Below are 17,210 nucleotides of genomic sequence, written 5' to 3' on the forward strand. Positions count from 1 at the left end.
GCACCCACACCCACCAACCGGTGGACGGCTGCGAGATCGACTGAAATCAATCACACCGTGGCTCTAGAACGCGGTGGTCCGACTATCGGGGACCTGCCACGGGAAGCACCTCTCAACGACAACCGCACGCCCCATCGCCACCGACGAGAACCCGCTGGTCATCACGCTTACACAACAGATAACTGAACTCAAGAAACGTCACCGACAGCAAACCCGAGCTCTGCGCGACGCGCTCGAACAAGCCCACGGCGAAAACCTCGACCTACGACGCGAAATGGCCCGCCGCGGCATCACCCAACACACTGCTGAATCAATCGAAACGACAACCTGACCCGCACACGAACCACCGTTCTGACCCAACCCATAGATAACGGTCGGAGTCGGGAAGACGCATCTGTCGGTCGGGCTGGCACGGGCCGCAGCCCATGCCGGGTATCGGACGTATTTCACCACCGCCGCCGATCTCGCCGCTCGATGTCACCGGGCTGCGATCGAAGGCCGGTGGGCGACGACGATGCGGTTCTACGCCGGGCCGACACTGTTGGTAATCGACGAACTCGGGTATCTGCCGTTGCCGGGAGAGGCGGCTTCGGCGTTGTTTCAAGTTGTCTCACAACGGTATATGAAGACATCGATCGTGATCACCAGCAATCGCGGTGTCGGTTCGTGGGGAACGGTTCTCGGTGACGACACCGTCGCAGCAGCCATGCTCGACCGTCTCCTCCATCGATCGGTAGTCCTCGATATGTCCGGTGATTCCTACCGGCTCCGCGACCACAACGCACGCTCGGAGAAGCTCCGCAAAGCCGTCACCGGGACCCGTCAACCGCTACAGTGATCACCGCTACCGGGTGAGCACTTTCGCGGAGCGAAGGTGAGCATTTTCGATGAGCGCCGTCACCGAGGGTAGATATCTGCTCACTGTGTGGACCGGCGGTGTCCTGCAAGTCTCGATCGATCCGAAACAGCACGACAGAGATTCTCCATGGGCGGGTCGCGATCCAGGAACGTTCGATAGCGTTTGGTCAACCGTATCGCCGAACAAATCAGCAGGCGACAGGCTGAATGGCATGGAAATATCTCAATCGTTGTTCGCTGCGCTGGAGACGTTTGCAGGTGTCCACCTGAGTGAGGACGATTTCACCGACGCGGATTTCTCGGTGGTGACCGTACCGAGGATGCACCCAGCGTCTGAAAGCGACTACGTACGACGGCTACGCGAGGTTCGATGGAATGCGCGTGAGCTAGCGTAATCACGCTATGTGATTACAGCGTTAGGGAACGAGGACTGCATCCCAGACATCAGCGTTCGTCGAATCAACGGGCAGGTCGTGCTGGTCGGCTGGCCAGTTACCGCACCGTCAAGAAACGTTGACGGTGCGGTGGTAGGCCGTTGCGGACATGGTGCTGACCGTCATCTGTCCTCCGTCGACGCTCAAGTCACCGATGCGTGATCCTCAAGAACTGTTGGGACCGGCGAACCCCGCGATGTCCAATGGGAACGTGATGTCGATCGCCAGGGCAGTCCGGCCAGCTTATCGCAGATGCTTAGGTGTCACGGTGGCGCATTTTTATTGCGTGTTGTCAGTGTTTGCGTTAACTGGTTCGGGTACGTACGTCGGTAGGTTGGAGATGGTGCTAGCGACTGTACTAAGCGCCTTGCTCAGTAATCCCGTCCCGTCTTTGATCTCCTTAGCGATCGACAATGGCGTTCCAGGCACCGTCATAGCGGCGGATAGATATTCGCCGACGTCAATCTCGTACGTCAACGTATCGGCGGGCCCTGAAGGGCCGGTGGCTTCAATAGTCACAGTGAAACGGGTGGGCATCGTGCCGTTTTCGCTGCTGAAGACGTCGGTATGGACGCCCAGATGCCACTGCATCACGCGACCTGGAGGAAGCGCCTTGAATATAGCCACACCTGGTCGTGTAGATGATGCTGGCCCAACATTGCGTCCTTGCCTCCATTCTTGTGGGAGAGGCGGGTCAAACGACAAAGTCACGGTCTTTGCGACAGTCGGCCCTTCATTTTTTAGGACGAGCATCAAGAATTGACCGTGCTGCTCGTGTAGCCGAATATCCGCCCAAACATAGGGCTGTACGGCATCTCGCCGAACTTGGCGTTGCATCTCGGTCTGTTCATCGGCGGCCCTGACCTGGCGCCAAGTAAAGAACAGTGCAACAAGAGCAATGGTTGCTGCCGAAATACTAGCAATCGCTGAGATTTCCAAGGCGATCTCCTGATCTTATTGGCTCTGCCTAAGCTTTGTGCCAGCCGAAGAGAGCGTTGTGGAAAACTGCTCGTTCAGGAGGCGGTGGCTCAACCTCACCTGGTTGCGCTTGCACACACCCGAGAAGTTTGCTTGGATTCGACGCCGCACGCGGCTTGGTTCGTACGATTAGCTTCGTGAAGGCTTCTATTAAAGCAAGTCCGGTGCCCATGAGTGTATATCCAGCTGTCGCGAGATCTGCGACGATGACCGGCCGCCCTGAAATTCCCACGGGATCAGTCCGCCAGACGCCGAGTGAGTCGTAAACACCCTGCGTCATCCTGGCGTCACCCCCTGGTAGAAGCTCGGGCATCGAGCTCAGGTTCAGCGCAATATTCATCGAATTACCGTAGGCGCGTCCCGGGTGCTGATCGACAGGAAGAATTCCGTCATGGATGTGGTTGCGCAGAACCTTGCACACCCCTGCGTACACGTGAAGCCGCCTGACATCGGACATGCCGTAATCGTCATCGGCAAACTCCTTCTCCAGATGGTCCTTTAGGTACCCCTTTCCGTCAAGAGACTGGCGGAATCGTGCGGGGTCCCGCGTCGCGTCGATCAGCAACGGATATCGCCTTCCGTAGATGTCGAATGTGGCTGCAAGATAAAGCAGCTGGCGGTCAAACGCTTCTGCTGCAGTCTCGACAACGTCGGCACGTCTGGTGCCAGTTATGGGGTTTGATAGCGCTGCCAACATGTCATCGAATGCTCGGGCGGCGCGGGCGAGACGGACCCGAATGGATTTGAGAGCGGTCACCGTTTCGGTGTCGCCTATAGTCTCGGCGAGCATCGGGGCGACGTCGAAGTAAGTCATGTCCGACACGACGCCCCAGTCGTAGAAATTCTCGATGGTGGCCGTGGACTCAGTCGACTCCCAGGTTCCGCCAGCTAGTTGCCCGCGTCGTACGTCGATAATAGGATTGGCTGTAATCCGCAGATAGTGGCCGATAACGGCGACGGCCTCGTCCGGTGTCACGCTTGCCACCACGTCGTTGTCAGCAACATCTGGTCGACCCACTGTAATTGACGACGAGACGATGACGTCGATGCCGACAGCTGCGGCGGCAGCAGCGTACGCAGCGGCGTGGTGCCGTTGATCTTGGGTAATTGTGGTGGCACCCGCAGGTGCAGTCTGTGCATCGAGCTGTTGGTAGACGTCGAAAAAATGGGCTTTAGTTCGAGACGATTTACGCTGTTCTTCGGTCGCAACACCGAATTGAATTGTATCGAGCACACGGCGGGCATTCGCGATTGACGAGAATCCCACCCGCCGAATCAGTGGGTTGTTCAAAACCGCGAGCCATGCTGGGGGCACGTTCATGTCGGTTGGAAGCATCAACTGCACATCGATCTCTGGACGCGCGAGGAACCGCGCGAACAGTCCTGTGGGTGGCGATGACATAGTCGTGACATCGATTCCAATTCTCAGCGGACGTGTCTCAGGACGAAGAGGGAAGAGTGGACCGTCGCTTGCTCCGTCTCCAGTAGGCGGGCGCACATATCTCATGAACCGCAATGTTGGCTGGCCACTTGGTATGGTGATCGTCACGGACTTATTGTCTCACCAAGTTCTGACAAGCCCTGTACACGAACCGTTTGCCACATCGGCAACCTATTTGTCGACCCGCGGGACTGGTTCCATCAGGTCCTGAATGTGGAGTAGACAGCGACGACCGGATGCCAGTTATAGAGGCGTTTCACCGGTCTTGCGAGTGGCATCATTTGCTACAGACCTATGTCGGTGACCGCGTTCCCGATCAGTGGCGCGTGTTCGCGCCGGTACACCTCGACGGAGTCGAGACTGGCATGCCCGGTCTGGCGGGCAATAGCGGAACCGTCGGCTCCGTTGCGGGTGCCCTGCGTGACGAACCCGGCGCGGAGTGAGTGTCCGCCGACTTTGGTCAGCGCGGTGGGGTCGTAGCCGGCGTGCTCGGCGCGGCGTCGGATAGTTTGGGGGATCGCGGCCCCGGACAACGGAGTGTCTCCGAGGTTGCCGTTCTTCGCGACTGTGCGGAGCAGCGGTGCGCGGGCGGCGGTGCGCGGGCGGCGGTGCGAGGTACTCCCCCGCGGCATACGTGTTCGGTGAACGGTTCTCGTTTCCGCAGTAGGCGGATGATTGAGGGGCGGCCACCGGCGTCGAATGCGGCGACGACCTGTGCCCACCGGACGTAGGCGCAGGGTGGGCAAGTCTCGTGGGACTCGGTGTACGGCAGGGCCTTCACAGCTCCCCTGCCCTCTTGGTCGGTCTTCGACTTCCGCAGTCGGATGTGGAGGCCGTCGTGGCGGTGCACGGTGACGTCCCCGCACACGAGCTCTGACAACTCGCTGCGGCGGAAGGCGCCGGCGAACCCGAGCAACAAGATGGCCGAATCCCGACGTTCGAGGACCTCGTCGGCCCAGCCACGGCACCGCGTCCGTGCAGTCTCGACGAGGACCTTGATGTCGTCCACTAACAATGGATCTCGCGGGGTTCGGGGCCGGTCCCCCGCCGCGGCGTACTCGCGCCGTATCCCGGACAAGGTTGCAGTGACCAGTTCGTGTGCGGACGGGGAGAGGTGGCCGGTGGTGCGGTGCTGGTGGTTGATCGCGGCGATCCAGGTGCCGAAAGTGGCGACGGCGTAGGCCCGCTCCCCTGTTTCGGTTCGGGTGTCGGCGGCGTCGACGAGGTAGGCGGCGACGGTGACCGGATGTGCGGGCAACGCGGCATGTCCCTCCCTCTCGCACCAGCTGGTGAAGCGTCGCCATCCCGCGGCGTAGGTACGCCGAGTGCCCTCCGACCTTGACGACTCGACGGCCTTCGCGATCCGCTTGACCACTGCCGGCGGGATCTCGGGCTCCACTGCCGTCGACGCAAGCACGACAGAGACCGCCGTTGCTCCGACCGCAGGTGTCAGGCCTGGTCCAGAGTTCATATCGGCAGCCTAGAGCACCTCTCTGACAGGTCTACGGAGGAAAACTGTGCTGAACTGGCGTTTCATCGTTTACGCTGCGGAAAATGCAATTTGCGTGGGCTACGTCCGACAGACCCGCCCAACCCCCACAATAGCGGTCCTCGCATCGGGGATCCGTTGGTGCGGCGGCACTCCCGCACGCAAGGTTGTCGTGTCTCCATCCGTCCAACTGGGTCCAAATGGACCCTGAAGCGGCAGTTGTGACAACGTTGTGACACCGAGCGACCAATATAGCAAGCCCCAACCGCTTGACCAGCGGAAACGCAAGGCTCGACCAATGAAATTGCGCCAATTTGCGGATCTGAAATCCGCTGCCTCGGTTGTCCAATCACATCCATGGGACACCACCAACGTCCACGTTACCACCCGAAAAGCACTGTCCTGGTCCAGAAATCTGGATCCATATGGACTCTGGTGCCCCCAGTCGGACTCGAACCGACACTGTGCGAATTTTAAGTCCGCTGCCTCTGCCAATTGGGCTATAGGGGCGATTGCTGGGAACGCTGGTTCCAGCGGTGACGATCATATCGGTCCGCTACTGGGCGGGGATGACCGGTGGCACGAAGTCGAAGGTCATGCCCAGGAGCCACACCAGCAGCAGGACGACCGGGAAGTGGAAGATGAACTGCAGGAAAGTGAATCCGATGAGATCGCGGGCCCGCAGGCCCAGTACGGCGAGCAGTGGAAGCATGAAGAACGGGTTGATGAGGTTCGGCAGTGCCTCGGCGACGTTGTAGATCTGGACGGTCCAGCCAAGGTTCATCTGCACGTCGGTAGCCGATTGCATGACGTAGGGCGCTTCGACCAGCCATTTACCTCCGCCGGAGGGCACGAACAGCCCGAGGATCACGGTGTAGATCGCGATGACGACAGCAAAGCCGCCGCCGCTGCCGATGTCGGTGAAGAAGTTCGCGAGGTGCTCGGAGATCGTGACGCCTCCCCGTCCCTCGGCCTCGACCAGAATGGCAGCCATCGCCGCGTACAGCGGAAATTGAACGAGTATGCCCGCGGTGGCCGGCACTGCATTGGACACTGCGTCGAGAAACCTTCTGGGCGTTCCGTGCAGAACGAGACCGAGGATCAGAAAAACCAGCAGATAGCCGTTCAGGCTCGACACCACCGACAGCACGGGCAACGTCAGTAGCTGCGACACAAGCCATCCCAGCGTCATTGCACCGATCAGCAACGGAAGGACCCGACTGTACTCGAGCCACTCGCCGGGACGCGACCGCGGAGCAGGCTCGTCGATCGTGTCGTCGAGATCGACGCCCATGCTCTCCGCAGTCTTGATCGCCGCGCCCTTCGGAGCGGACAGATGCGCGATCACGACGGTGATCACCGTGATGATCAAACAGGTCACCAACGACTGCCACGTGAAGATGGTCTTGCCGAAATCGAGAATACCGGTGATCTGCAGCAGCGGTCCGGGCAGGGAACTCGCAGTTGCCTGCAATTGTGCCGCGGACGAGGACATTCCGAGCGCCCACACCGCACCGAGCCCCATGAAGGCTGCGGCGCCGAGAGCCCGATAGTCGGCCTGCATGTCCGACCGTCGCGCGATCGCGCGAGCGAGCAGACCGCTGAAGACCAAACTCAGTCCCCAGTTCAGAAACGACACCGTACAGGAGAGCAAGGCCACGAAACTCACTGCGCTACTGGGTGAACGAGGTAGTAGCGCCAGCCGGGTGATCAGCCGCGCTACCGGAGGCGACGTCGCAACGACGTACCCGGTGAGCACCACCATTGCCATCTGCAGGGTGAACGCCGTCAGATCCCAGAAACCCCCACCGAAGGCGTCGACGACGTTCTGCGGCGACGACCCGTTCGCGAACGCCGCCACCGCGACGACGACAACGCCCACCAAAGCGAAGATGTAGGCGTCGGGAAACCATTTCTCGGTTGCTCGGGCCAGTCCTTGCGCGAGCCGTGCCAAGCCCTTCTCGGCGGGTGCCTGCGTCGTCGTCATCGATGATCCTCGTTTCGGCGTAGTCCCCTGCGCGTGCGTGTCGCACGTCACAGAGTTCACCGAATCGGACACCGATGCAAGGAGCATCGCCGCAGGTACTACCTGCGAATCTGCAGAACTACGCCTTCACGGACAGGGCGATGCCGTCGAGAATGTCGTGCTCACTGACCACCAGGGTGCTGACGGCACCGCGACGCTCGAACTCCTCGGCCAGGACGCTGGTCACGATGGCACCGCCACCGATCACGTCGACCCGTCCAGGATGCATGGGCCCCAACGCCGCTCGGTCTGCGCGGGTCATCCCGATCAGACGGTCGCACACGTCGAACAGGTCCCCGAAGGACACCCGCGTCAGATGGACCTTGTCGGCGTCGTACTCCTGCATACCTGCAGCGATGGCGGCGATGGTGGTCATGGTGCCCGCGACGCCGACCCAACTCGAGGCCTCGCCGATGTTGACGTCCTCGAACGCTTCCTCCAACTTCTCGCGGGCGTATGCGCGTGCCCCGGCGATCTCGTCGGCGGTGGGCGGATCGGAGTGCAGAAAACGCTCGGTCAGACGGACGCACCCGATGTTGGCGGAAAACGCCGCACGCACACCCTTGCGATCACCCAGAACGAGTTCGGTGGACCCCCCACCGAGGTCGACGACCACGAAAGGTGCACCCTTGGCATCGAGTTCACCGACGGCGCCGGCGAAGGACAGCCGTGCTTCCTCGTCACCGGTGATGACCTCGGCGACCGAACCGGGCACGATGGGATCCAGGATCTCTCGTGTCATCGCGAAGAAGTCGTCGCGGTTCGCTGCGTCGCGGGTGGCGGACGTCGCGACCATGCGCAGCGCCGACGCACCGGCCTCGCGAATGATGCCGGCGTACTCCTCGAGCGCGACGCGGGTGCGTTCGATCGCCTCGGGCGCAAAGGAACCCGTCGCGTCGACTCCCTGGCCGAGGCGCACGACGCGCATCTCGCGGGCAACATCCGTCAGGACACCGTCTTTGATGTCCGCAACGAGCAGGCGGATGGAATTGGTGCCGCAATCGATGGCTGCTACCCGAGTCATGAAGTCTCTCCGCGAAGTTCGGCGATGGTCGGCCAGTCGGCCGGAATTGCGTTGCCGCGCAACGACGTCTCGGCGGCCAACGCCACCGATTCGTCACCGAGCGGGTTGACGCCCGGCCCCTTGGCGAGGGAGTGAGCGATCAACACGTGCAGGCACTTGACTCGGTCCGGCATACCTCCGCCGGTGAAATCGGTTCCGAGAGATTCGATGTCGTTACGCTCGGCCAGATAGGACTCGTGCGCGCGACGGTAGCCGGCGGCAAGCTCCTCGTCCTCGGACAACCGGAGAGTCATCTCGCGCATCACACCCGCGGATTCCTGACGGCTGGCCTCGGCCGTCAACCGTGGATCCGTCAGATAGAACAGCGTGGGGAACGGAGTGCCGTCGGGCAGCTTGGGGGCAGTTTTCACCACACCGGGCCTACCGTCCGGGGATCGATACGCGATGGCGAGAACACCGCGGGGTTCGCGTCCGAGTTGAGCCGCTACGGCGTCGAGATCTTCCTTCGAGACTGCCGAGCTCACCCGACCGGTCCTCCTTCGATGTCCGGGGCAGGCTCGGGCAGAACAGCCCGATCCGGCACCACTTCTTGTTCCTCCACAGGCCCCTGCGGTTGCACCGCGGACTCCCACAGGTCCCGGTACCACGGGCCCTCGGATTGCTTGGTCGTTTCCACGTCGTCCACCGGCGGCCCGACGTCCCCCGGCAACTGCACCGTGTACGGCGTCTCCCCCGGCATGACCCAGCGCAGACGAGTACGAGCCTCCGACGCGATGCGCGTCGGGTCGTTCAATTGCGTTTTCTCGAGCTCCAGGTCCTTGACGTCCTGCTCGAGTCCGGTGCGATCAGCGAGAACTTGCTCGAGCTCGGCGCGCTGCGAGAAGTAGGTCCGCAGCGGCATCGCGAGCGTCAACGCCAACGCGCACACGACGACGGCCAAGACCACGGCCTTGGCCGTGGAAAGGCCGAGAAACGTGCGCTCACCGCCGGACGAAGCCCGCGCGCCCACGCGTCGGGGAGCTGCTTTGCCGCCGACCACGGCGTCACGCGCCTGATCGGACGGCTCCGGCGCCGGCTGACCGGAGCTGCGTTCGTCTCCCGACGCAGCTCCGGACGTCCGGCCCCGGGATGCAGAGCGACCACGAGGCCGGGGATCACGCCCACCTGGGCTGGTCCCGGATCTTCCCCGTCGTGCCGCCATGCAACCACCCTCGTCGAATCGAACTGAAACTATCCCTCGTAATTGAACCGGGGGAAAGCCAGCTCACCCGAGTAACGCGCCGCGTCACCCAAGGCTTCTTCGATTCTCAGCAACTGGTTGTACTTGGCCACGCGCTCGGAACGAGCGGGCGCACCCGTCTTGATCTGACCACTGCCGACGGCAACCGCCAGGTCGGCGATGGTGGTGTCCTCGGTCTCGCCGGACCGGTGGCTCATCATCGTCTTGTAACCGTTGCGGTGCGCGAGTTCGACGGCGTCGAGGGTCTCGGTGAGCGTGCCGATCTGGTTGACCTTCACCAGCAGCGCGTTGGCCGCACCCTTGACGATGCCGTCCTCGAGACGCTCGGGGTTGGTGACGAAGAGATCGTCGCCGACGAGCTGCACCTTGTCACCGATGCTCTCGGTGAGGGCAACCCAGCCGTCCCAGTCGTTCTCGTCCAGCGGATCCTCGATGGAGACGAGCGGGTACGCGTCGACGAGTTCGCCGTAGAACGCCGACATTTCCTCAGCGGACTTGGTGGCGCGCTCGAAGGCGTAGCCGGTGCCCGCGGTGTAGAACTCGGTCGCCGCGACGTCGAGCGCGAGCGCGACGTCCTGGCCGGGCTTGAGGCCGGTCTTGGCGATGGCGTCGAGGATGAGGTCCAGTGCTTCCTTGGTTCCGGCCAGGTCGGGCGCGAAGCCGCCCTCGTCGCCGAGCCCCGTCGACAGGCCCTTGGCCTTCAGAACCGACTTGAGGGAGTGGTAGACCTCGGCGCCCCAGCGGAGGGATTCCTTGAAGGTCGGCGCACCGATGGGTGCAATCATGAACTCCTGCACGTCGACGCCGCTGTCCGCGTGCGCGCCACCGTTGATGATGTTCATCATCGGTACGGGAAGGATGTGGGCGTTCGGGCCGCCGAGGTACCGGAAGAGCTCGAGACCAGCGGACTCCGCAGCTGCCTTCGCCACCGCGAGCGAAACGCCGAGCAGGGAGTTCGCGCCCAGTCGGGCCTTGCTCGGAGTGCCGTCGAGATCGAGAAGAGCCTGATCGACGGCCCGCTGCTCGATGGCGTCGAGGCCGATGACAGCCGGTGCGATCTCGTCGAGAACAGCGTTGACGGCCTTCTCGACGCCCTTGCCGCCGTATCGCTCGCCGCCGTCACGAAGCTCGACTGCCTCGTGCTCACCGGTGGACGCTCCGGAAGGAACCGCTGCGCGGGTCAGTGTTCCGTCGTCCAGTGCGACCTCGACCTCGACCGTGGGGTTGCCACGGGAGTCGAGAATCTCGCGAGCTCCGACCTGCTCAATGATGGCCACGAATGCTTCTCCTTGTAACGGGGGCGGGCGGGTAAGTGCCGGGTGTCAGACTAGCTGCTCGCCTGTCGTCCCCGCGACGCACAGGAGCGGAGCCTGCGGAGTGACCAGGGAAATTCAGGAGCGGAGCCTGCGGAGTGACCAGGGAAATTCAGGAGCGGAGCCTGCGGAGTGACCAGGGAAAGTCAAGAGCGGAGCCTGCGGAGTGACCAGGGAAAGTCAGGAGCGGAGCCTGCGGAGCCTTGGGAGTCACGCAGTGGTGCCGACTGAGTAGGCGGCTGCAGCGTCGCGGACGTCTCGGAGATAGACCCCGGACTGGTTGTACGCCATGAGTGCCCGCTCCCACCCTTCCGCGGTACGCAGATCACCTCCGCGCGCGCAGAGGTAGCGAGCTGCGGTCAGAGCTGCGTCGTCGAGGTTGTCGGGGTCGGCGATACCGTCGCCGTTGGCGTCGACACCCCACTTCTTCCAGGTCTCGGGAATGAACTGCATCGGGCCCATCGCCCTGTCGTGCACTGGGTCGCCGTCGAGCTGGCCACCGTCGGTGTCGGGAATCTCGGCGACGCCCGGTCCGCCGTCCAATGGGATGCCGCGAATCGCGGGCGACACCAGACCGTCGGGCGCGACGGACGAGCCCTGGTACGTGCCGTGCCGACTCTCGATGTAGCCGATTCCGGCAAGCGTCGTCCAGGCGATGCCGCAGCCAGGAGCCGTGTCCGACATGATCGCGGCTGCATGCCCGTATGCCGCCAACGCCGGTACCGAGATGTTCATGGCGTCGGCCTGTGGTTCCGCCCAGTCGAGCAGTAGGTCTGCCGTTCTCCCTTGTGCGTTGAAGTCGATCTCCGGCACCGGCGTTCCCGCTCCGGGGGGAATGCCTTCGGGAATCGCACGCGGCGGTTCCGACGAGCCGCACGCCGCAGCCAGTAGACCCACTGCGACCGCTGCAACGGCGTAGGCCACTCGGTTCATCACAGGTCCATCCTGCACACCAAAAGTAATAGAAACCTAAAGCGCCGAGTATGCGCAGGTCAAAGAGGTTTTGCCGTCTGCTCGAGGGTGTATGTTGCTCTCAACCACATGAGGGTTCCCTACCCTTTCTCGCAAACGCTTCAGGAGCATCGAACGTGTCCGTCATTGCCGCTCCGCCCATCGCCACCCAAATGTTCGGGAGCGGGCTGATAGGCCTCCGCGAAGGCTTGGAGACGGGCATCGTCGTGATGATCCTGGTCGCGTTCCTCGTGAAAGCCGATCGGCGCGACGCGTTGAAGTGGGTCTGGTTGGGAGTCGGACTGGCGGTTGCGATGGTGGCAGCGATCTTCTTCGTCATCCACTACGGAACGTCGACGGTCACGGGCTTGACGGCGGAAATCATCGCCGGAGCCGCCTCGCTGGTCGCCGTCGGCATCGTCACCGCGATGGTGCTCTGGATGCGCACCGCCGCCAAGGACATCTCCGGCGAGCTCCGCTCAGGCATGGAGCGAGCGTTGACCGTCGGACCACTCGCCGTCCTGGCGCTGTCGTTCTTCGCCGTCGGGCGCGAAGGCGTCGAAACTGCGTTGCTGATGGTCGGATACGCGGAGAACACGGGCGGCAGTTCGTGGCCGCTGCTGGGACTTCTGCTGGGGATCGTCGCCGCGGCCGGACTGACGGTTCTGCTGTACTTCGGCGCCATCCGAATCAATTTCGCGGTGTTCTTCAAATACACCGGCATCTTCCTGATCGTCGTCGCGGCAGGCATTCTCGCGTACGGAATCCGTGCACTGCAGATCGGCGGGGTTCTGCCCGGCGGTGGTTCGACGGCCTTCGACATCACCGCGCAGTTCGACGCCTCCAGTTGGTACGGCACCGTCCTCGCCGGCATCTTCAACTTCCGACCCGAACCCACCGTCCTGCAGGTCACCGGATGGGTGCTCTACCTCGCTGTCGTTCTCTACCTCTTCCTTCTGCCGGTTCGCGTACCCGAACCTGCAGTCACCTCATGAAAGGCACTCCCTTGCGCCGTACCACCTACGCGCTGGCCGCACTTGCGGTTCTGCCGCTCGCCCTCGCAGGCTGCACCGAGAAATCGACGTCCGACGGCGGATCCGAGTCCGGTTCCGGCGACATCGCCGTCGCCGCCACCGACACCACGTGCGACGTCGCGACGTCCGAAGGAACGACCGGCAACTCCACGTTCCAGATCACGAACAACGGAACCAAGGTCACCGAGTTCTACGTCTACGGCGAAGGCGACCGTGTGATGGGCGAGGTCGAGAACATCGGGCCGGGCCTGACGCGTCAGCTCATCGTCGCCCTTCCCGACCCGGGCACCTACCAAACCGCCTGCAAAGCAGGCATGGTCGGCGACGGAATCCGCGCGGACTTCGTCGTCTCCGGCGACGCCGTCCGTCAGGCCGACGAGAACGGGCTGCTCGACGAGGCCGCAACCGGCTACAAGCGATACGTCGTCAGCCAGGTCGACGCCCTCCAGGAGACCACGGCATCGTTCGTCGCCGCCGTGAAGTCCGGCGACATCGAGTCCGCGAAGGCCCAGTTCCCCATCACCCGCAGCTACTACGAGCGAATCGAACCGGTTGCCGAAGCGTTCCCCGACGACCTCGACCCGCGCATCGATCTGCGTGAACCGGACGTCGAGCCCGGTGACACCTGGACCGGCTTCCACCGCATCGAAAAGGACCTCTGGGAGCAGGGCCTGCAGCCCGACACGAACCAGATGGCCGATCAGCTTCAGGCCGACATCACAGAACTGGCCGAGAAGGTCAAGGCCGAGGACTTCACCATCGACCCCATTCAGGTCGCAGGCGGCGCCCAGGGATTGCTCGACGAGGTCGCCAAGACCAAGATCAGCGGTGAGGAAGACTTCTTCTCGCACACCGACCTGTGGGACTTCCAGGCGAACGTCGACGGGTCCCAGGCAGCAGTCGCCGCAGTGCGTCCGATCATCGATCAGAACGACGCAGAACTGGGATCGGCCATCGATGCACGCTTCGCCGAGCTCGACGCCGAACTGGCCGAATACCGCCAGGGCGACGGCTTCGTCTTCTACGACACCGTCACCGAACCCCAGCGTCAGGAACTCTCCAACAAGATCGATGCACTGTCCGCCGAGGTAAGTCAGGTACAGGGTGTCGTTGCCGGACAGTAATACCTCTCGCTTCTCTCGGCGGCGCCTGTTCGGCGCCGTCGGGGTGGGCGCGGCCCTCGTCGGGACGGGAGCCGTGGCGGCATGCGCGGAGTCGGACGAGGACCAGCCGTCGGACATCGTGGAATTTCGCGGAGCGCACCAGGCCGGCATCGTCACCCCGGCACAGGACCGCATGCACTTCGTCGCATTCGACATCACCACCGAGTCACGCGACGAATTCGTTGCGCTGCTGCAGAAGTGGACGCTCATGGCGGAGCGGCTCACCCGGGGTGAAGAAACGTTCGACGGTGGCGCCGTCGGCGCGGGAGAGTACCGACCGCCGTCGGACACCGGTGAGGCATTGGGGTTGTCCGCGTCGTCGTTGACGCTGACCATCGGGTTCGGGCCCGGACTGTTCACCCGTTTCGGGCTTGCGGATCTCAAGCCGTCGTCCCTGGCCGACTTGCAGCACTTTCCAGCCGACAATCTCGACGAACGACGCTCCGGCGGCGACCTCTGCATCCAGGCCTGCGCCAACGACCCGCAGGTCGCAGTCCACGCCATCCGCAACCTCGCACGCGTCGGATTCGGCACCGTGTCCGTCAAGTGGTCCCAACTCGGATTCGGGCGCACGTCGTCGACGTCGACCAGTCAGGCGACACCACGAAATCTGTTCGGATTCAAGGACGGAACGGCCAACCTCAAAGCCGAGGATCCCGAACTGCTCGACGATTACATCTGGGTCGGGAAAGACGACGATCAACCATGGATGGCCGGAGGCTCGTACCTGGTTGCGCGTCGAATCCGCATGCTGATCGAATCCTGGGATCGGACCACGCTGAAGGAGCAGGAACGAGTCATCGGGCGCAGCAAGGGAAGCGGGGCACCCTTGGGTCTGACAGACGAATTCGACGCGCTCGACCTCGACTCCAAAGGTTCTGAAGGATTGCTGATCGACTCCGACGCCCACGTGCGTCTCGCGTCGAAGGAGAACCTCGACGGCATCCAAATCCTCAGGCGCGGTTACAACTTCACCGACGGCTCCGACGGATTCGGTCACCTGGACGCTGGACTGTTCTTCATCGCTTACTGCCGAGACCCGCTCACTCAATTCGTGCCCATGCAGCTCGCCCTGGCACGCAAAGACCTACTGAACGAATACATCCAACACGTCGGCTCCGCCGTCTTCGCCTGCCCGCCCGGTTTGGGTGAATCGGAGTTCTGGGGGTCTACCCTCTTCGCTTGAATGGTTCATTCATGCGAGCAGACAGCGTGCGTGGCGCATCCAGGCCGCTCGACGAGAACGTCTCCTACCGAAGTGGAACCGATCCGACCTCGGGTGCGTCTAACCTGACGACGTGATTCTGCGAGGGGGAAACGATGCGTAAGGCCTGTCTGACGGCGATCAGCGTCGCACTGCTGGTCGGCTGCTCCACCGACATCACCGGCAACGCCATCGACGACTCCCCCACCGACCAGACCTTCGACCCCTGCACCATCCCCGACACCACCATCACCGCCGCCGGACTCGACCCAGCGTCAAAAGACTCCATGGCAGACAAGGGCTACACCACCCCAGGTTGGACCATCTGCGGCTGGGAATCGATCGGTCAGGACGATTGGTACACGCTCGACGTCTACTTCACCCCCGACTACGACCTGAACGACGTACGCGGAAACCCTCAGAACTCGGGTTTCGAAGGAGTCGAGATCGCTGGTCGAAGTGCACTTGTCTACCAGTCAAGAGTCACCGACACCGAGAATTCATGCGAGATCGCATTCGATACCGCGATTGGTCTCGCCTTGTTCAGCGCGTCACGCAAAGGGTCGTCGGAATTCTCGGGAGACCTGTGCGAGGTTGTCGTTCGCCATACTCGTTCCATAAGTCCAGCTGTGCCGAAATCGTAGAAGACTGCAGCAGAGGAGATTCTGATGTCGCCGGAGCACCCGATTGCACCTCGACTTACCTACTGGCAGAGTTTGGCCGTCGCTGCCGACAACGGTCAGCTGTACTTGGACGCAGATACCGCTAGACAATGCGATCAGACCTGTGTCAACTACCTCGACAGACTCGACCGACATCGTGAGACGGCGCGTCGCTTAGCCAAGATCGATGGTTACGGGGACTTCGAGATGGGCAGACAGTTCGCGCAGATACTGTCCGACAAAGCAGCTGGCGGACAGAACAGCATGGTCGGCGTCATCGACAGCCACATTCAAGTGGTGAAGGAAATGCAGGCGGTATTCCAGAAGTTCTTCAATCACTACACGGACATCGATGCGGATACCGCATCCGACGTCGCGCAGAGGTTCCCCAACTAATCCAACGGCCAGTCCCCGCCGCCGTCGGCGATGAAGATTGCGCCGATGCCGGGTCTACACTCCGGAACGGCACCTTCGAAGCGGGGAGACACATGGCACAGCTACTGCGGGTACAGAATTTCACCATCTCAGCCGACGGGGTCGCCGCAGGCGTCGACCAGAGCCTCGAGAACCCGTTCGGTCTCGACCATCTGACGCTGATGAAGTGGTTCTTTGCCACGGCAAGTTTTCCGGGCAACGCCGGTTCCAGTGGTTCCCGAGGCTTGGACGACTACTTCGCCCGCGATTTCTCGAACAACATCGGCGCCGAGATCATGGGTCGAAACAAGTTCGGACCTCAACGCGGGCCTTGGGAGGATCACGAGTGGGAAGGATGGTGGGGTGACGAGCCGCCGTTCCATACTCCGGTGTTCGTGCTCACTCACCACGAGCGCCCCTCGATCGAGCTCTCCGACACGACGTTTCACTTCGTCGACAGCTCTCCGGCAGATGTGTTGGACAAAGCGAAGCAGGCAGCCGGCGGTAAGGACGTACGACTCGGCGGCGGAGTCACAACAATCCGCGAGTTCCTCGACGCCGACCTGGTGGACACTCTGCACATCACCGTCGCACCGATCGAGTTCGGGTCGGGGCTGAAACTCTGGGATTCCCCGAACGAACTCGACGACCGATTCGAACACGAAGCGGTACCCAGCTCCAGCGGCGTCACCCATCACCTGTTCTGGCGTAAGTAACCTCTCGATGCCTTCACCAGATGCTCACCCACGTGCCAAACGCTCACCCAGGTGCTAGCACTGAGCGGTGCGTCCAGCACATAGGTGAGCGTCTGAGCACTCCAGACGCGCAACATTGACCGAACGTCACATTCGCTCCGGAACCGGCCGACCAGCCCCCCCCCCCCCCCCCCCCCCCCCCCCCCGTCGAGCGTTCTAATAGTGCCCTCTTCCACCGCGGCCCCCAAACGGCCGCACGGGGGGGGGCGGCGCCCCAGTTCGTG

Annotated in this window: 15 protein-coding genes, 1 tRNA gene and 2 pseudogenes; 8 read left to right on the forward strand and 10 right to left on the reverse strand. The window is 62.6% G+C overall.

The features are described 5' to 3' along the window. Nucleotides 1-376 precede the first annotated feature (376 nt). Together CH293_RS03115 and CH293_RS03120 are read left to right on the forward strand one after the other, a co-directional pair. Nucleotides 377-838 (forward strand): annotated as a pseudogene (locus tag CH293_RS03115) (ATP-binding protein); the annotation flags it as partial. Nucleotides 839-887: 49 nt separating this feature from the next. Next, complete coding sequence (locus tag CH293_RS03120; protein WP_141217133.1) at nucleotides 888-1,253, forward strand: hypothetical protein; 366 nt, start codon at nucleotides 888-890, stop codon at nucleotides 1,251-1,253. 318 nt (nucleotides 1,254-1,571) lie between these two features. On the opposite strand, the gene CH293_RS27810 is transcribed toward CH293_RS03120, so the two are convergent. The 10 genes and pseudogenes from CH293_RS27810 to CH293_RS03170 form a co-directional block, all read right to left on the reverse strand. Then, nucleotides 1,572-2,231 carry a hypothetical protein gene (locus CH293_RS27810; RefSeq protein WP_141217134.1) on the reverse strand — a complete coding sequence of 220 codons (660 nt, stop codon included), beginning with the start codon at nucleotides 2,229-2,231 and terminating at the stop codon, nucleotides 1,572-1,574. A gap of 28 nt (nucleotides 2,232-2,259) precedes the next feature. Then, nucleotides 2,260-3,819 carry a hypothetical protein gene (locus CH293_RS03130; RefSeq protein WP_176459891.1) on the reverse strand — a complete coding sequence of 520 codons (1,560 nt, stop codon included), beginning with the start codon at nucleotides 3,817-3,819 and terminating at the stop codon, nucleotides 2,260-2,262. 176 nt (nucleotides 3,820-3,995) lie between these two features. Continuing rightward, nucleotides 3,996-5,182: pseudogene (locus tag CH293_RS03135) on the reverse strand (integrase). A 451-nt stretch (nucleotides 5,183-5,633) separates the two neighbouring features. Then, a tRNA-Leu gene (locus CH293_RS03140) sits at nucleotides 5,634-5,710 on the reverse strand. 46 nt (nucleotides 5,711-5,756) lie between these two features. Then, on the reverse strand, nucleotides 5,757-7,187 hold the full coding sequence (locus tag CH293_RS03145; protein ID WP_094719349.1) for a short-chain fatty acid transporter: 1,431 nt from the start codon (nucleotides 7,185-7,187) through the stop codon (nucleotides 5,757-5,759). 118 nt (nucleotides 7,188-7,305) lie between these two features. Continuing rightward, nucleotides 7,306-8,250 (reverse strand): Ppx/GppA phosphatase family protein, encoded by a 945-nt coding sequence (locus CH293_RS03150; protein WP_094719350.1) that lies wholly within the window; start codon nucleotides 8,248-8,250, stop codon nucleotides 7,306-7,308. Next, nucleotides 8,247-8,774, reverse strand: coding sequence for a DUF501 domain-containing protein (locus CH293_RS03155; RefSeq protein ID WP_094719351.1), 528 nt, complete (start codon nucleotides 8,772-8,774; stop codon nucleotides 8,247-8,249). Before CH293_RS03155 ends, CH293_RS03150 begins: the two co-directional genes overlap by 4 nt. Next, complete coding sequence (locus tag CH293_RS03160) at nucleotides 8,771-9,451, reverse strand: septum formation initiator family protein (RefSeq protein WP_230595799.1); 681 nt, start codon at nucleotides 9,449-9,451, stop codon at nucleotides 8,771-8,773. The genes CH293_RS03155 and CH293_RS03160 overlap by 4 nt, the downstream gene beginning before the upstream one ends. Before the next feature lie 29 nt (nucleotides 9,452-9,480). Further along, nucleotides 9,481-10,767, reverse strand: coding sequence for a phosphopyruvate hydratase (eno, locus tag CH293_RS03165; RefSeq protein WP_037110694.1), 1,287 nt, complete (start codon nucleotides 10,765-10,767; stop codon nucleotides 9,481-9,483). A 246-nt stretch (nucleotides 10,768-11,013) separates the two neighbouring features. Next, nucleotides 11,014-11,736 carry a lytic transglycosylase domain-containing protein gene (locus tag CH293_RS03170; protein WP_052068135.1) on the reverse strand — a complete coding sequence of 241 codons (723 nt, stop codon included), beginning with the start codon at nucleotides 11,734-11,736 and terminating at the stop codon, nucleotides 11,014-11,016. A gap of 155 nt (nucleotides 11,737-11,891) precedes the next feature. On the opposite strand from CH293_RS03170, the gene efeU reads away from it, so the two are divergent. The 6 genes from efeU (at nucleotide 11,892) to CH293_RS03200 (ending at nucleotide 16,947) form a co-directional block, all read left to right on the forward strand. Then, nucleotides 11,892-12,749, forward strand: a complete 858-nt coding sequence (gene efeU, locus CH293_RS03175; protein WP_094719352.1) for an iron uptake transporter permease EfeU — start codon at nucleotides 11,892-11,894, stop codon at nucleotides 12,747-12,749. Continuing rightward, the gene (gene efeO / locus CH293_RS03180; protein ID WP_037143971.1) at nucleotides 12,746-13,912 is read left to right on the forward strand and encodes an iron uptake system protein EfeO; all 1,167 of its coding nucleotides are present in this window, start codon (nucleotides 12,746-12,748) and stop codon (nucleotides 13,910-13,912) included. Before efeU ends, efeO begins: the two co-directional genes overlap by 4 nt. After that, nucleotides 13,893-15,137 carry an iron uptake transporter deferrochelatase/peroxidase subunit gene (gene efeB, locus CH293_RS03185; RefSeq protein ID WP_094719353.1) on the forward strand — a complete coding sequence of 415 codons (1,245 nt, stop codon included), beginning with the start codon at nucleotides 13,893-13,895 and terminating at the stop codon, nucleotides 15,135-15,137. Before efeO ends, efeB begins: the two co-directional genes overlap by 20 nt. A 134-nt stretch (nucleotides 15,138-15,271) precedes the next feature. After that, the gene (locus CH293_RS03190; protein WP_094719354.1) at nucleotides 15,272-15,799 is read left to right on the forward strand and encodes a DUF3558 domain-containing protein; all 528 of its coding nucleotides are present in this window, start codon (nucleotides 15,272-15,274) and stop codon (nucleotides 15,797-15,799) included. A 24-nt stretch (nucleotides 15,800-15,823) separates the two neighbouring features. Beyond that, a complete protein-coding gene (locus tag CH293_RS03195) occupies nucleotides 15,824-16,213 on the forward strand; it encodes a hypothetical protein (protein WP_255122683.1) in 390 nt (129 codons plus the stop codon). A 92-nt stretch (nucleotides 16,214-16,305) separates the two neighbouring features. Beyond that, entirely contained in the window at nucleotides 16,306-16,947 is a 642-nt protein-coding gene (locus tag CH293_RS03200; protein ID WP_094719355.1) for a dihydrofolate reductase family protein, read from the forward strand. The last annotated feature ends 263 nt before the right edge of the window (nucleotides 16,948-17,210 follow it).

Source organism: Rhodococcus sp. 14-2470-1b (assembly GCF_002259415.1).
GTDB lineage: Bacteria > Actinomycetota > Actinomycetes > Mycobacteriales > Mycobacteriaceae > Rhodococcoides.

Bases quoted from the DNA above. Each gene is read 5' to 3' on its own strand.
- CH293_RS03190 (WP_094719354.1), top strand. From the start codon at position 15,272: ATGCGTAAGGCCTGTCTGACGGCGATCAGCGTCGCACTGCTGGTCGGC.
- CH293_RS03200 (WP_094719355.1), top strand. From the start codon at position 16,306: ATGGCACAGCTACTGCGGGTACAGAATTTCACCATCTCAGCCGACGGG.
- efeO (WP_037143971.1), top strand. From the start codon at position 12,746: ATGAAAGGCACTCCCTTGCGCCGTACCACCTACGCGCTGGCCGCACTT.
- CH293_RS03145 (WP_094719349.1), bottom strand. From the start codon at position 7,187: ATGACGACGACGCAGGCACCCGCCGAGAAGGGCTTGGCACGGCTCGCG.
- CH293_RS03150 (WP_094719350.1), bottom strand. From the start codon at position 8,250: ATGACTCGGGTAGCAGCCATCGATTGCGGCACCAATTCCATCCGCCTG.
- CH293_RS03170 (WP_052068135.1), bottom strand. From the start codon at position 11,736: ATGAACCGAGTGGCCTACGCCGTTGCAGCGGTCGCAGTGGGTCTACTG.
- CH293_RS03160 (WP_230595799.1), bottom strand. From the start codon at position 9,451: ATGGCGGCACGACGGGGAAGATCCGGGACCAGCCCAGGTGGGCGTGAT.
- CH293_RS03120 (WP_141217133.1), top strand. From the start codon at position 888: ATGAGCGCCGTCACCGAGGGTAGATATCTGCTCACTGTGTGGACCGGC.
- CH293_RS03195 (WP_255122683.1), top strand. From the start codon at position 15,824: ATGTCGCCGGAGCACCCGATTGCACCTCGACTTACCTACTGGCAGAGT.